Origin of the sequence: Streptomyces sp. NPDC002018, from assembly GCF_042890865.1 — a bacterium.
Lineage (GTDB): Bacteria > Actinomycetota > Actinomycetes > Streptomycetales > Streptomycetaceae > Streptomyces.
In genome coordinates this window covers 66,505-80,701 of the sequence record NZ_JBIASO010000018.1, presented here as the reverse complement: position 1 = coordinate 80,701, position 14,197 = coordinate 66,505, and the positions used below count along the sequence as shown (strand labels likewise).

General features: G+C 71.5%; 11 protein-coding genes and 1 pseudogene. 5 read left to right on the top strand and 7 right to left on the bottom strand.

The genetic code is table 11. From position 1 onward, the window contains the following. Positions 1-55: 55 nt before the first annotated feature. From ACFYYH_RS26170 to mshA, 3 genes are all read right to left on the bottom strand, one after another. Positions 56-1,735: a glycosyl hydrolase family 28-related protein gene (locus ACFYYH_RS26170; protein WP_388555848.1), complete on the bottom strand. Its 1,680-nt coding sequence runs from the start codon at positions 1,733-1,735 to the stop codon at positions 56-58. A 270-nt stretch (positions 1,736-2,005) separates the two neighbouring features. Next, positions 2,006-2,521, bottom strand: a complete 516-nt coding sequence (locus ACFYYH_RS26165; RefSeq protein WP_388555635.1) for a YbjN domain-containing protein — start codon at positions 2,519-2,521, stop codon at positions 2,006-2,008. Further along, positions 2,514-3,866 carry a D-inositol-3-phosphate glycosyltransferase gene (mshA, locus tag ACFYYH_RS26160; protein WP_388555633.1) on the bottom strand — a complete coding sequence of 451 codons (1,353 nt, stop codon included), beginning with the start codon at positions 3,864-3,866 and terminating at the stop codon, positions 2,514-2,516. Before mshA ends, ACFYYH_RS26165 begins: the two co-directional genes overlap by 8 nt. Before the next feature lie 326 nt (positions 3,867-4,192). Here mshA and ACFYYH_RS26155 point away from each other — a divergent pair, with 326 nt between their 5' ends. The 3 genes from ACFYYH_RS26155 to ACFYYH_RS26145 all read left to right on the top strand — a co-directional run bounded on the left by ACFYYH_RS26155 (position 4,193) and on the right by ACFYYH_RS26145 (position 8,423). After that, entirely contained in the window at positions 4,193-5,056 is an 864-nt protein-coding gene (locus ACFYYH_RS26155; protein ID WP_388555631.1) for a class I SAM-dependent methyltransferase, read from the top strand. Positions 5,057-5,485: 429 nt separating this feature from the next. Continuing rightward, complete coding sequence (locus tag ACFYYH_RS26150) at positions 5,486-6,643, top strand: NlpC/P60 family protein (RefSeq protein WP_388555630.1); 1,158 nt, start codon at positions 5,486-5,488, stop codon at positions 6,641-6,643. A 526-nt stretch (positions 6,644-7,169) separates the two neighbouring features. Next, on the top strand, positions 7,170-8,423 hold the full coding sequence (locus ACFYYH_RS26145) for a PP2C family protein-serine/threonine phosphatase (protein WP_388555627.1): 1,254 nt from the start codon (positions 7,170-7,172) through the stop codon (positions 8,421-8,423). A 136-nt stretch (positions 8,424-8,559) separates the two neighbouring features. Here ACFYYH_RS26145 and ACFYYH_RS26140 read toward each other — a convergent pair whose 3' ends face one another. From ACFYYH_RS26140 to ACFYYH_RS26130, 3 genes are all read right to left on the bottom strand, one after another. Next, positions 8,560-8,898, bottom strand: a complete 339-nt coding sequence (locus tag ACFYYH_RS26140) for a DUF2516 family protein (RefSeq protein WP_388555624.1) — start codon at positions 8,896-8,898, stop codon at positions 8,560-8,562. Positions 8,899-9,199: 301 nt separating this feature from the next. After that, the gene (locus ACFYYH_RS26135; protein WP_388555621.1) at positions 9,200-9,862 is read right to left on the bottom strand and encodes a hypothetical protein; all 663 of its coding nucleotides are present in this window, start codon (positions 9,860-9,862) and stop codon (positions 9,200-9,202) included. 24 nt (positions 9,863-9,886) lie between these two features. Then, positions 9,887-10,414 carry a helix-turn-helix domain-containing protein gene (locus ACFYYH_RS26130; protein WP_388555618.1) on the bottom strand — a complete coding sequence of 176 codons (528 nt, stop codon included), beginning with the start codon at positions 10,412-10,414 and terminating at the stop codon, positions 9,887-9,889. Positions 10,415-10,498: 84 nt separating this feature from the next. On the opposite strand from ACFYYH_RS26130, the pseudogene ACFYYH_RS26125 reads away from it, so the two are divergent. Next, positions 10,499-10,630 (top strand): annotated as a pseudogene (locus tag ACFYYH_RS26125) (GNAT family N-acetyltransferase); the annotation flags it as partial. Between the two features lie 46 nt (positions 10,631-10,676). On the opposite strand, the gene helR reads toward ACFYYH_RS26125, so the two are convergent. Beyond that, positions 10,677-12,833: an RNA polymerase recycling motor ATPase HelR gene (gene helR, locus ACFYYH_RS26120; protein ID WP_388555615.1), complete on the bottom strand. Its 2,157-nt coding sequence runs from the start codon at positions 12,831-12,833 to the stop codon at positions 10,677-10,679. Positions 12,834-13,488: 655 nt separating this feature from the next. Here helR and ACFYYH_RS26115 point away from each other — a divergent pair. Further along, entirely contained in the window at positions 13,489-13,869 is a 381-nt protein-coding gene (locus ACFYYH_RS26115) for a VOC family protein (RefSeq protein ID WP_388555613.1), read from the top strand. Positions 13,870-14,197 lie beyond the last annotated feature (328 nt).

Genomic DNA, 14,197 nt, shown 5'->3' with positions numbered 1-14,197 from the left:
CCTCGCCCCGTACCCCTGCTCGCGCCCCGCGCCCCGCGCCCCGCGGCCGTCGGCGTCAACTCACGCCGCGCTGCGCCTCGTACAGATTGCGCGGCCTCAGGTCCTCGGGACGGCCGTACGCCTCCAGCCGCGCGCGCAGCTCGCCCGTGAAGTCCGGTACGTCGATCTGGTCGAACTCGCGGACCTCGCTGATTCCCGCCGTGACGCTGTACGGAGCGATCTCGTCGATCTTGATCAGGCCCGCGCGCCCGTTGGTGACGGTGACGTTCCAGTGCGCGAACCGCGCCCCGTACAGCGGGCCCGCGATCGCGTCGCCGCCGTGCCGGCCGTCGTTGGTCACCGTGATCTCCGTCCGTACGTTGGCGAACGGCATCCCCCGGTGCGTGTCGAACGTCCCCATCTCCATCAGCCCGCGTGACCAGACGTTGTAGCTGGACAGACCCTCGACATTGATCCCGTGGAGCTGGGTGCCCGCCGGCGCCGGGGCCGTGCGGCGCTCGATGACGAAGTCCTCGATCAGATTGTCGTGCGAGCCCTCGCGGCAGTAGTACGGATGGTGCACACCACGGCCCGCGACCCGCGTCCGGCTCAGGGTGCAGGCGGACGCGGCGATCAGCCCGAAGCCGTTGTCGACATGGCGTACGACCACGTCGTCGGCCCAGCAGTCGTACGCGCACTGGAACGCGACCCCGTTGTACCCCTTGTCGAGCAGATGCGGGGACTGCGGCGTCTCGACCGCCTCCAGCGTCAGCCCCTCCACGCCGGAGCCGGTCAGCGGCGTGACGAGCGTGGTGAGCCGAGGGTCCCACTCCGGGCGTAGGTCCAGCGGGAGCGGACGTTCCAGGGTGATCTTCCTCCCGCGTACGGCCGTGACGCGCACCGGCCACTCGTACGGAACGTAGGACGTCAGCTTGGTCATGGCGTCCCAGTCGTACGCCTCGGTGCCGGGGCCGCCGCCCGCCATGTGCTCCAGGAGGGTGTGGTCCGCGTCGTTCACGAGCCGCAGCAGGACGAGCTGTCCGCGCCTGAGCCCGGAGGCGTCCTGGACGGTCACGGTCCGGTCGCCGCGCCGGGCACGGCCGACGCCGGTGAGGGTCCGCCACTCGTCCCGCTTGTTGCCCGTCCAGCCCTCGAAGGGCCAGGCGCGCTCCTTGACGGCGGTGGTGAGCGTGTTCCAACGCTCCTGCGGACAGAGCCAGATGAGACCGCCGGCCCATGACCAGCTCGATTTGTCACCGCCGTAGCGGCTGCCGTAAGGGCCGATCAGCTCGGTGAGGTTCTTGGTCGCGTACAGCGTGGTACGGCCGCTGCCCGCGCCCCGCAGGACGACATCGCTGTGGCCGATCCGGATCACGTCGTCGATCCGGTAGGTGCCGGGCGGGATGGTGACCGTGCCCCCGCCGCGTTCTCCGGCGGCGGCGAGGGCACGGTTGATGGCGGGGGCGTCGTCCACCGAACCGTCGCCCTTGGCGCCGTACGCACGGACATCGGCCACGACGCGGTGGCGGGGGAAACGGTCGGCGCCCGCCCGCTGCCCGGCCTTCCCCACGTACGGGATCTGGGGGTGGGTGTACGGCGACTCGGCGAACTCCCGCCAGAGCGTGGACGTCCGGGCGGATCCCGCAGATCCGACGGACCCGGCTGATCCGGCGGACCCGGCGGACCCGGCAGATCCGGCGGTCACCCGTGCCCCGTTCGCGGCGGCCGCGGCGCTGCCGCCGAGAGCGGCGCTCATCGCGCCGGCCGCCGCGACACCGACGGCACTGCCGAGCAGGGTCCGCCGACCGAGCGGGGTCCGCCGACCGAGCGGGGTCCGCGGGCCGACCGCACGCGCGGCCCGCTCCTGCGGCTCCGGCGGCCCTGGCTGTTCCTTCTGCTCCCGCTGCTCCCGCGACTCCACGATCCCGCCTCCATGTATGTGAACGACGTTCAGGTGTGCGTGTGGAGGTGAGCATGCCACGGGCTTGGCCGCCCGGGAAGACGCCGGACGCCGAGTGCATCGAGATCAGGAGGAAGGGGAGGCCTGGGTCAGATGCGCGAACGCGTCCAGATTCCGGGTGGACTCGCCCCGGGAGACCCGCCAGGCGTACTCCTTGCGGATCGCGCTCGCGAACCCCAGCTCCAGCAGGGTGTTGAAGGAACCGTCCGCCGCTTCGAGCACGGAGCCCAGCAGCCGGTCGACCGCGTCCTCGGTGACGGCGGCCAGCGGGAGTCTGCCGGTCAGATAGATGTCCCCGAGCCGGTCGACCGCGTAACTCACCGCGTACAGCTTGAGGTTGCGCTCCAGCAGCCAGCGGTGCACACCCTCGGCGTTCTCGTCCGGGCGGCGGATCACGAAGGCGTTGACGGAGAGCGTGTGGCGGCCCACCAGGAGGGAGCAGGTGGTGGAGAGCTTGCGGGTGCCGGGGAGGGTGACGACGTACGAGCCGGGCGCCGGGCTCTCCCACTCCAGCTCGGCGGCTTCCAAGGTCTGTTCGATGACACGCGCGGGGTCCCCGGCGGACCGCTGTACGTCAGCCATGGTGCGAGCGTACGCGACGGCGATGATCGTGCAGGGCGGCCAGATACACCTCCGCCGTCGCCGAGGCCGCCGCGTCCCAGCCGAAGGACCCCGCGTGGCGCGAGGCCGCCGCGCCCATCCGGCCGACCAGTTCCGGGTGGTCGACGAACTTCCGCAGCGCCCGCGCGTAGGCCTCCGGATCGTGGCCGGGGACCAGGAACCCGGTCTCCCCGTGCCGTACCGCCACCGGCAGTCCGCCCACCGCCGCGGCCACCACCGGGGTCCCCGCCGCCTGCGCCTCTATGGCGACAAGGCCGAACGATTCGCTGTACGAGGGCATGACCAGCACGGACGCCGCACGGAACCAGTCCGCCAGCAGGTCCTGGCCGACCGGCGGCCGGAACCGCACCACATCTGCTATCCCCAGGCGCGCGGCCAGCTTCTGGAGCCCTTCCGGCCTGGCCAGACCCGTACCGCTCGGACCGCCGACGACCGGCACGACCAGCTTCCCGCGCAGCGACGGGTCCTGGTCGAGGAGGACGGCCACGGCCCGCAGCAGCACGTCCGGGGCCTTCAGCGGCTGGATACGGCCCGCGAAGAGCGGGATGAAGGCGTCGGACGGCAGACCGAGGCGGGCACGGGCGGCGGCGCGGCCGTCCCCGGGACAGAAACAGTCCAGGTTCACCCCGGGGTGGACGACGGCCGCCTTCCCGGGCTCGGCGTCGTAGAAACGGACGAGGTCACCGGCCTCCTCCGCCGTATTGGCGATCAGCCGGTCGGCGGCGCGCACGATCTGGGTCTCGCCGATCACCCGCGCGGTGGGCTCGGGGCTGTCGCCCTCGGCGAGCGCGGCGTTCTTGACCTTCGCCATGGTGTGCATGGCGTGGACGAGGGGCACGCCCCAGCGGTCGGCGGCGAGCCAGCCGACATGGCCGGAGAGCCAGTAGTGGGAGTGGACGAGGTCGTAGTAGCCGGGGCGGTGACCCGCCCAGGCCTGCATCACACCGTGTGTGAAGGCGCAGAGCTGCGCGGGCAGTTCTTCCTTGGCCAGACCCTCGTACGGGCCGGCGTCGACATGGCGTACGAGCACCCCGGGGGCCAGTTCCACGACGGGATCCAGACCGCCGACCGTGGCCCGGGTGAAGATCTCCACCTCGATGTCGATGGCGGCGAGACGCTTGGCCAGCTCGACGATGTAGACGTTCATACCGCCCGCGTCGCCCGTACCCGGCTGGTGCAGCGGGGAGGTGTGGACGCTGAGCATGGCGATACGGCGGGGCCGACGGTGCTGGCCGGGGAGCCGGAGGCGGGGGGTTCGCGTCGGTCCTACGAACGTGCCGGCGATACGGGACACGTACTGGCTCACGTCTACGGCCTCTCGCTCGGGGAGCCGCTTTGGGGCACGGCAAAGAGAGGGTGTGCGAAGCCCTCCGAAGGCCGTCAACAGCGGAATGGGCTCCTTCATTTCCGCCGCCGTTTCCACTTTGCCAAATCATTACGGTGGACGGCTCAACCCTGCCGGGCACCGAGGGGTGGGGGGCCTGCCGTCCCACTGCCGTGGCGGGCGGCCTCCCGTCGCCGCGCGCCCTCCCGTCGCCGCGCGCACTGCCGTCGCCGCGCGCACTGCCGTCGCCGCGCGCACTGCCGTCGCCGCGTGTCGTTCCGTCGCGACGTGTCGTTACGCTCGTTCCCATGGTGCCCCCGCTCCCCCCGTCCCGCTCGTCCCGCCCGGTGGGCACCGTGACGCGTGGCACCACGCACCAGAACCGGCTGCGCCGTATGGACCGCTGGATCACCGCCGTACACGGACCCGCGCTGCGCCGCTCGGTGAACGCCCCCGTCGTGGTGGACCTGGGGTACGGCGCCGCCCCCTGGACGGCGGTCGAACTGCTGCTGCGGCTGCGTACGGCCGATCCGCGTACCCAGGTCGTCGGGATCGAGATCGAACCGTCCCGGGTCGCCGCCGCCCTCCCCTACGCGCGTGACGGCCTCCGCTTCCGGCACGGCGGCTTCGAGATGCCGCTGGACGGTGGTGGCGTACGGCCCGTGCTCGTACGGGCGGCCAATGTGCTGCGGCAGTACGAGGAGGGCGAGGTCGCCGCGGTCTGGGCGCGGCTGTGCGCGCGCCTCGCGCCGGGCGGGCTGCTGGTGGAGGGGACGTGCGACGAGATCGGCCGTCGGCATGTCTGGGTGGCGCTCGGCCCGGAGGGACCGCGCACGGTCACCTTCGCGACCCGGCTCGGCTCGCTCGACCGGCCGTCCGATCTGGCGGAGCGGCTGCCCAAGGCGCTGATCCACCGCAATGTGCCGGGCGAGCCGGTCCACGCGTTCCTGCGCGACTTCGACCGGGCGTGGGCGGCGGCGGCTCCGTACGCGTCGCTCGGCGCGCGGCAACGGTGGGTCAGGTCCGTACGGGAACTGGCGGCCGACTGGCCGCTCGTGGACGACGCGCGGCGGTGGCGACAGGGCGAGGTGACGGTGAAGTGGGCGGCGCTGGCGCCCCGTTCGGGTGCGGCGGCGGTCCCGGGGGACAGCGCGGGTGACCGGCGGGGGTGACCGGCTGGGGTGACCGGCGCGGGTGACCGAATGTGACAGCGGGAACACCACGAGGTGCCCGTTCGTCCACAGTGGGGTGAATGAGTCCTGTGAGGTGCGGGACGCCTCTGTCCCTTTGCCGGAGGACATGACACGATCGCGGCGGCGGCAGTACTTGCTGACGGTACGTCGGAAAAGAACACAGAAGGACAGAAAGAGACCGAGAAACACCGAGAAGCACGGAGAAGGACCAAGAGGGGCGGAAGAAGCAACGGAAGCGCGCGTCCCACGCTTTGGCTGCTTCGAGGCACCTCGAAGGCGCGCACGTACGCAGGCACCCCAGGTGCCCACGTACCCCAGGTGCCCGAGTACCTCAGGCGCGCCAGGCACCTCAGGCGCCGCGAACGCCTCGGCTGATGGATCGACCGGGTTGGCTCGGAAGGGGAGTTTGTGAACCGACGTCGCAGTGCCGCTGCCGCGATCACCGTGGTGTGCGCCCTGGCCGTCCTGATGTCGCCGGATCTGCTGAACCGCGCGTACGCGACCCCGATGCCGCCCCCCGCGCCGGTGGTCCCCCTGGCCGTGCCCGCTGCTCTCGCCGCGCCGTCCCCGCCGGCCGTTCCCCCGCCGCCGGTCGAACTCCCGCCGGGGGTCTCGTCGGTCACCCGGGACGGGAAGTCCCTCGACGACCTCCGCAAAGAGATAGAGCGCCTCTACCAGAAGGCCGCGTCCGCCACCGACGCGTACAACCTCGCCGACGAGCAGGCCAAGAAGCAGTCCGCCGAGGTCGTCTCGCTGGCCGAGGACCTTGTCCAGGGCCAGTTGCGGATCGACGCGCTCAAGGACCGCGCGGGTGCCGCGGCCCGCGCGCAGTACCGCGGCGGAGGGCTGCCGCCCGAGGCCCAGCTCATACTGACCGACGACCCGCAGCTCTTCCTCGACGGCGTCGGACGCATCCAGCAGGGCCAGAAGGCCACCAAGGACCTCATCGCCGAACTCACCACGGCGCAGGAGGACTTGAAGGCGTACACCTCGGACGCGAGTACGCAGTGGGACCGGCTCGAAGCCAACCGTGTCAAGAAGGAAACGGCGAAGAAGGAGATCACCAAGCAGATCTCCGCCGCCAAGAAGCTCGAAGCGAGTCTGGAGAAGGAGGAGCGGGCGCGGCTGGCGCAGTTGGAGAGCGACGCGGCGTTCCGGGCGCAGTCCGCCTGGCTGGGCTCGGGCGCGCTCACGGAGATCAACCGTCAGACGAGCGCGACGGGCAAGAAGGCGATCGCCTTCGCGACGGCGCAGATCGGCAAGCCGTACGTGTGGGGCGCGGAGGGACCGTCCTCGTACGACTGCTCCGGGCTGACCTCGCAGGCGTGGGCGGCGGCCGGCCGGCCCATCCCGCGCACCTCGCAGGAGCAGTGGCGGCTGCTGCCCCGGATCCCGGTCGAGGACATGCGGCCCGGCGATCTGATCATCTACCACCAGGACGCCAGCCATGTGGGGATGTACATCGGCGACGGCGCGATCGTGCACGCGCCGCGGCCGGGCCGGAATGTGACGCTGGCGGGCGCGGGCTCGATGCAGATCCTCGGGGTCGTACGCCCGGACAAGTAGGGCGATAGCGGCGGTAGCGGCGATGGCGGGGAAAGCAGGGAATGTCCTGTTTACGCCACCGCCTCCCGGCGGGGGCGCACACCCCGCGGGGGCGCACACACCCAGCAGGGGCGCACGCCCGGCAGGCACGCACGCACGCCCGGCAGGCACGCACACCCGGCAGGTACGCCGCACACCCGGCAGGCGCACACCCGGCGGGGCGCATACCGGACTCGCGTCGGGCCACAGGGCCGCGTCTGGGGTGCTTCATGGCTGTTCGACGGCATATACACGGGTCTTTCCCGCATGCTCCCCGTGTGACATGACCCATGTCCGGACGGGCGGCGACCACGCCCTTACGTGATGTATGTCATGGCCATCGATGCCCGAATCGCACCGGATGCGGTGTGGCGGACGGCATATGACGGTGGCTCTTCATCGCCGTGGCATTCCACTGGGGTGCGCGCTACCGCTATGGTCCCCGTCTGGTGGAGCGTCGATCGTCGTTCCATCGCGCCCTCGGGGGGAGGGAAGGAAACCCAGACCGATGCCGACACCCGTCCCGGTACCCGTACCGCGGCAACGCACAGGTTCGACCGTGGAGTGGCAGCCCACCGCCGAGACCGCCAAGACCGGCGATCTCATACTGCTGGTGATCGAGGACGACCCGGCGGGCACGTTCACCGCTCCGGAGCTGCCGGAGGGGGCCGGTACCCGCGTCCGTATCCGTACGGCCCGTAATCTCACCGAGGCCGAGCGGCTGCTCACGGACGACATCCACTGCATCCTCGTGGACCTCGCGCTCCCCGGGTACGGCGACAGCGACGATCTGGCCCCGCTGAAGCACGTACTGCGGCTGGCGCCCCGCCATGCCGTGCTCGCGCTGGCGGCGGAGGGCGATGTCGAGCGCGCGGCGGCGGCCGTACGGGTCGGCGCCCAGGACTATCTCTTCCGCGGCGAACTGGACGGACGGCTGCTCAGCCGCGCCATCCGCTACGCGGTCGAGCGCAAGCGCGCGGACATCGCACAGCGCCAGCTCACCGAGTCCCGGCTGCGCGCACAGGAGAACGCCCGACTGGAACGGGGTCTGCTGCCCACTCCCCTGCTCCAGGGCTCGGACCTGACCTTCGCCGCCCGCTACCGGCCCGGCAGATCACGGGCCCTGCTGGGCGGGGACTTCTACGACACGGTCCGTACGCCGGACGGCACGGTCCATGTGATGATCGGGGACGTCTGCGGCCACGGGCCCGACGAGGCGGCGCTCGGTGTGGAGCTGCGGATCGCCTGGCGCGCGCTGACGCTGGCGGGCCTCTGCGGCGACCGGCTGCTCTCCACGCTCCAGCAGGTCCTGGAGCACGAGCGGGAGAGCGAGGAGATCTTCGCGACGCTCTGCACGGTCGACATCACGCCGGACGGGAGACGGGCCGGACTCTGTCTGGCCGGTCATCCCTCGCCGCTGATCACCCGGCACGGCCGGGCGGCGCAGTTGCTCCCGTACGAGGAGGGCGGCCCGGCACTGGGGCTGCTGCCACGTGCCCGCTGGCCGCGTCGGCAGGTCGAGCTGGGCGGGACGTGGAGTCTGATGCTGTACACGGACGGCCTGATCGAGGGACGTGCGGCGCCCGGTGCCTCCCGGCGTCTCGGCCAGGAGGGCATGGTCGAGATGATCAACGCGCAGCTCGCGCGGGGGCTGGACGGCGACGACCTCCTGGAGGCGGCGGTCGCTCAGGCGCGGGAGCTGAACGGCGGGGAACTGACCGACGATGTGGCGGTGCTGCTGCTGGGCCGCGGCGGCACATGACCGCGGGGACGGGCCGGTCGTACTCACTCCCCGTGAGGTGCGCGAAGGAACCTGCCGGTCGCGACGAGCCTGCCGTCGCCAATGAGCCCGCCGCTCGCCAATGAGCCCGCCGTCGCGAACGAGCCCGGCGGTCGCTTCAGCGCCCGCCGTTGTACGGACCGTAGGGGCCGTCGCTGCTGGAGCCGCCGCCACGGCGTCCGCCGCCGCCGGAGATCTGGTGGACGGCCGGCCGTACGTCGACCATGAACACGATCGTGGCGACCAGCCCGGCGATCTGGAGGAACAGCATCGGCACGATGAGGTTCACGGCGACCGTGATCCCCAGAATGATGACCCAGAACTTCTTGGTCTGCTTGTCGGCGGCCCGGTAGGCGTCCTCACGGGCCGTCGCGGAGAGGAACAGCGCGACCACGGCGAGGACGAGCATGGCCAGATTGAGCAGCCAGAGGAATGTGCCGAAACCCGAGAGCAACATGCTGACACCGCCTGCCTGATAGGTGGGTGACCCAGTGAGTGGAGGGGATACCTCACGGCCCGTACGCCAAGGTACCCGGACAACGGACCGGACACCCGTGAGGTGCCCGGCCCGTTACCTTCCCCGCAGACCGCAGACCGCAGACCGCTGGCCACTGGCCGCAGACCGTTGGCTACTGGCCGCCGCCGCTGTCCGATGGCCGCCGACCGCTGGCCACCGGCCACCGGCCACCGGCCGCTGTCCGCCGGGGTGACGTCTCGCGGGTTGTGTCGCCCGCGGGCGTCCGTCCTGTGTCGCGGGATTACTTGGCGGACGGCGGGGTGTTCTTCCTGGCCGTCGTCTTGCGCGGGGTGGCCGCGGTGGCCGGAGTGGCCTTCTTGGCCGTGGCCGGCTTGGCGGTGGTGGACTTCGCCGCGGCGGGCTTGGGAGCGGCCTTCGGCTCGCTCTTCGGCGCCGGCCTGGGCGCGGCCTTCGTCTCGTTCCTCGGGGCGGCCTTGGGCTCGCGCTTCGGCTCGGGCTCGACGGCGACGGCGATCTCCGTGAGCTGCTCGGCGCCCTCGCCGCGCCAGGTCCGTACGGTCTGCTCGCCGCGCTCGGCGACCTTCTCGTACGTCTCCCGCGCCTTCACCGCGTACTCGGCGGCGACACCGAGGCTCCGCAGCGCCAGGTCCTGGGCGCTCTCGCCCAGCTTCTTCAGATCGGTGTCCAGCGATCCGAGCACCTCGCTGACCTTGGCCTGCACGGTCGCCTGGGCTTCCTTGGCCTGGATGGTGACCTTGTCCTGCACGGCCTTGGGGTCGGAGTTGCGTACGGCGTCCAGCCGCCCAGGCGCCTCGGCCCGGAACTGCTCGATCAGGCCCGGCACCTTCTTGGCCTTCTCCACGGCGATGTCGGCGGTGCCGGCCGCGAAGTAGAGGGGCGTCGGGTCGGTGAGGGTCTTGCGCAGGTCATCCACGATGGCCATGACTGGTGTCCTCCCGGGATCAGTTCAGTGTGAGGGTTCTGCGGGTGACGTGGCGGCACCACCATCGGCCGTGGGGCCGTCAGCGGCGGTGTCCTGGAAGCCCCCGGCGGCGGCGACGTCCGCACCGGCCGTCCGCTCCGTGGTCTTCCTGCCGTCCGTTCTCTTCTTGCCGTCCGTACTCTGCGTACTCTCCGTACTTTCCGTGTCGAGCGCGTTCTCCTTGCGGAACGACTCGTAGATCTGGAGCAGCACCTGCTTCTGCCGCTCGTTTATCGAGGGGTCGGCGAGGATGACGGCACGCGTCTCCAGCTCCTCCCGCTCCCGCTCGTCCAACATCCCGGCCTGCACGTACAGCGTCTCGGCGGAGATCCGCAGCGCCTTGGCGAGCTGTTGCAGGATGTCCGCGCTCGGCTTGCGCAGCCCGCGCTCGATCTGGCTCAGATACGGATTGGACACCCCGGCGGCATCGGCGAGCTGCCGCAGCGACAACTGCGCACTGCGCCGCTGCTCGCGCAGATACTCGCCGAGATTGCCGACGTTGAGTGATGCCATACCCCCATGCTGCGCGCCGCCGCTAACTATTGCAAGCGCATGCTTGCAATAGTGTTCCGCGGCACACCGGGGCCACGCCGACCATGCGGCGAGTTCGCCGAGGCCGTCGGGGAAGTCGTCTCCATTGACGCCGGCTCCTGGGCAGGCACGCGCTTCGCCGACAAGCGCTGCACGCTCCGGGAGACGCCGGACGGCGCGCCCGTCTCCGTCGCGGGCGGCGGGCGCGACCGGCGCGGGCCGGGGTCAGGGGCTTGTGCCGGGGTCAGGGCTTGTCAGGGCTTGTGAGGATGACGAGTTGCCGGGTCGCCCGGGTCATCGCGACATAGCGGTCGACCGCTCCTTCGATGCCCTCACCGAACGCCTCCGGATCGACGAGGACGACCAGGTCGAATTCGAGCCCCTTCGACAGCTCCGGGGTCAGTGACCGGACGCGGGACGTCGCCCGGAAGGCGAGATCGCCGATGACGCAGGCGGTCCCGTCGGCATGTGCGGCGAGCCAGGTGTCGAGGACCGCGCTCAGATCCGCGGTGGATCCGTGGACGACGGGGACACCGCCGCCGCGGACGGAGGTCGGCACATTGGCGTCCGGGAGCACGGCCCGGATGACCGGCTCGGCCTCCGCCATGATCTCCTCCGGTGTGCGGTAGTTGATGCTCAGGGAGGCCAGGCTGATCCGGTCGAGCCCGACCCGCGCGAGCCGTTCCTGCCACGACTCCGTGAACCCGTGCCTGGCCTGGGCACGGTCCCCGACGATGGTGAAGCTCCGGGAGGGGCACCGGAGCAGCAGCATCTGCCACTCCGCGTCGGTCAGTTCCTGGGCCTCGTCCACGACGATGTGTGCGAACGGGCCGGCGAGCAGGTCCGGTTCGATGCCGGCCGGCGCGCTCTCGTCCACCAGGGTGTCCCGCATGTCCTGTCCGTGCAGCATCGTCATCACCCCCTCACCGTCGTCGTCCGCTTCGAGCAGGGCGTCGACGACCTTGGTCATGTGCTCGCGTTCGGCGGCGACAGAGGCCTTGTGCCGGCGCTTGCGCCGTGACACCTCCGGGTCTCCGAGCCGCTGCCGCGCCGCGTCCAGGAGCGGCAGGTCGGACACCGTCCAGGCCTGGGCGTCCCCGCGCTGAAGCCGCTGGACGTCGTCGGGGCCGAGCCAGGGAGCGCACATCCGCAGATAGGCGGGCACCGACCACAGGTCGCCGACGAGGTCGGCCGCTTCGAGCAGCGGCCACGCGCGGTTGAAGGCCGTGAGCAGTTCCCTGTTCCGCAGCAGGGACTTACGGAGCAGGTCGGCCGGGGCGTCACCGTCGTGGTTGTCCACCAGGATCGTGAGCAGCTCCTCCCAGACCTGGTCGCGCGCCTCGTTGTGCGGGGTACCGGGTTCCGCCGCCTCGAACGCCACGGCCCAGTCGTCGGCGCTCAGCCAGATGTCGGACCAGTGGGTGGTGACCGTCATCCCCTTGGCGGGCGGTTCCTCGTAGAACCTGACGGCCTTCTCGATCGCCTTCACCAGACGCGCGGACGACTTCAGGACGGCCACGTCCGGGTCGGCCTCGACCGCCGCCGCGGCTCCCTCGGCGACGAGGTCCCGCAGGGTGCAGATCTGCACGCCCTCCTCCCCGAGGCTGGGGAGGACGTCGGAGACATAGCCCAGGTAGGGCTGGTGCGGACCGACGAACAGCACACCGCCCCGGCGGTGACCGAGGCGCGGGTCGGAGTAGAGGAGATAGGCGGAGCGGTGCAGGGCGACGACGGTCTTCCCCGTACCCGGACCACCGTCCACGACGAGAGCGCCGCGGGATCCCGCGCGGATGATGGCGTCCTGGTCGGCCTGGATGGTGCCCAGCACATCGCGCATCCGCGACGACCGGTTGCCGCCCAGACTGGCGATGAAGGCGGACTGGTCGTCGAGCGCGGCGTGCCCGGCGAACCCGTCCGAGGTGAACACCTCGTCCCAGTAGTCGCCGATCCGGCCGCGGGTCCAGCGATACCTGCGGCGGCTCGCCAGACCCATCGGGTTGGCGTGGGTGGCTCCGAAGAACGGCTCGGCCGCGGGGGAGCGCCAGTCGAGCAGCAGCCGACGGCCCGTGCTGTCCGTCAGGCCGAGTCGTCCGACGTACACGGGCTCGGGGTCGTCCGCGCCGACCATGTGTCCGAGGCACAGGTCCAGCCCGAAGCGACGCAGTGCGCGCAGGCGAGAGGTCAGCCGGTGGATCTCCAGGTCCCGGTCCATCGCCTGCCGGCCCGCGCCCCCGGGGGCCTTGCGCTCGGCATCGAGGCGCTCGGACAGTTCGGCGATCGACTGCTCAAGGCACTCCGCGACGGCCGCGAAGTGCTGCTCGTCGCCGGCGATCAGCGTCGGGTCGGCCTTGGGGGAGAGACGGTCGGGAAGGTCGAACGCGCTGGTGGTCAGGGGGTTCACGGGAGAAGCTCCGATCTGAGGTCGCTCGCGACCGTCGCGCGCGGCAAGGCATCCGGGCCGCCGGCCGGGGCCCGGCGGACTCCTCGTCCGGTGGCACGCACACGGGCGGCACGGGTGACACGGGCGCCCAGGCGCCGCGTGCCCGTGACCGCACCGCGAGTCCCACCAGCGGTTCGACGCCCGCGCGCGCGACCCGTACCTCGACACACATGACACACGTCGACACACGTCGACAACAGCACACGCACGTCGGGACTCCCCGTTTCCGCAGGTTGGGCCGTTGGTCCGGTTCGGCGGTTCCGGCCTCGGTCGGCGATTCTGCGGCATGACCCGGGTCTTGCCGCAAGCCCCCCTCTGCGCTATACGTTGAACATGGAAGGGGTGGGTGCTCCCCCTTTCCCTTCATCCTCTTGATCCCGTTCATTGAGCTGCTCGTCCGCTCTGGACGGACCACCCCCTCGCGAAGCGACGGCGCCCCGCGCCGCGTGTGTCCGTGACACGTTCATGGTGGGGCCCGCCGAACCGGTCAGGATTCGAGAAGCGCGGTTGCCCGAGCCGCGGCTAGCGTCGCGGCCATGGCCGTCACCGTACGAACGGCCGACGGCGACCTCGCCGGACCCGCGGCTTCACCGGGCCCACGACTTCAGGAGTGACCATGACCAGCTCTTCCACCCAGGGAATCAGGACCGTGCTGCACCCCGTCTCCGACCTGGCGGCGGCCAAGAAGGTGTACGCGGCCCTGCTCGGCGTACCGCCGCAGGCCGACGGGTCCTACTACGTCGGCTTCGAGGCCGCCGGCCAGCACATCGGGCTGGTGCCGGGCGGTGGACCGCAGGGCATGACCTCACCGGTGGCCTACTGGCACGTGCCGGACATCGCGGCGAAGCTGGCCGAGGTGACCGCCGCGGGTGCCACCGTGAAGGAGCCCGCGCACGACGTCGGTGGCGGCCGCCTGGTGGCCACCGTCACCGACCCCGACGGCAACGTCCTCGGGCTCCTTCAGGATCGCGCCGACGGACAGCCCGGCCCGCAGTAACCTGGCTGCCACCCGGACCGCTCGGCCGGGCCGGGCCGCATCCGGGACGTGTGCGTGATCGAGGACGGAGTCGAGGTCCTCGGGATCGGGGCGCCGCGTTCTGACAGGCCGACACGCCGACAGGCCGACACGCCGACACGTGCGTCCTCGGGATCGACGCGCGGCCGACGACAGCGGGTGACAGCTTCGGCGCGCGCACCGGCTTCGGCCCGCGCGCGCCGGCCGCCCCGTACCGCCGGTTCCGCGTCCCCCCGCGCCGTATCAGGTCCTGGCGCGAGGTGACCGGGCTGCCCGGCCCCGAGCCGATGCGCGACGGCCGCTGTCCGGA

Excerpts from the sequence above, each read along its gene's own strand:
- ACFYYH_RS26170 (WP_388555848.1), bottom strand. The coding sequence starts at position 1,735 with ATGAGCGCCGCTCTCGGCGGCAGCGCCGCGGCCGCCGCGAACGGGGCA.
- ACFYYH_RS26165 (WP_388555635.1), bottom strand. The coding sequence starts at position 2,521 with ATGGCTGACGTACAGCGGTCCGCCGGGGACCCCGCGCGTGTCATCGAA.
- ACFYYH_RS26155 (WP_388555631.1), top strand. The coding sequence starts at position 4,193 with ATGGTGCCCCCGCTCCCCCCGTCCCGCTCGTCCCGCCCGGTGGGCACC.
- ACFYYH_RS26145 (WP_388555627.1), top strand. The coding sequence starts at position 7,170 with ATGCCGACACCCGTCCCGGTACCCGTACCGCGGCAACGCACAGGTTCG.
- ACFYYH_RS26140 (WP_388555624.1), bottom strand. The coding sequence starts at position 8,898 with ATGTTGCTCTCGGGTTTCGGCACATTCCTCTGGCTGCTCAATCTGGCC.
- ACFYYH_RS26135 (WP_388555621.1), bottom strand. The coding sequence starts at position 9,862 with ATGGCCATCGTGGATGACCTGCGCAAGACCCTCACCGACCCGACGCCC.
- ACFYYH_RS26130 (WP_388555618.1), bottom strand. The coding sequence starts at position 10,414 with ATGGCATCACTCAACGTCGGCAATCTCGGCGAGTATCTGCGCGAGCAG.
- ACFYYH_RS26115 (WP_388555613.1), top strand. The coding sequence starts at position 13,489 with ATGACCAGCTCTTCCACCCAGGGAATCAGGACCGTGCTGCACCCCGTC.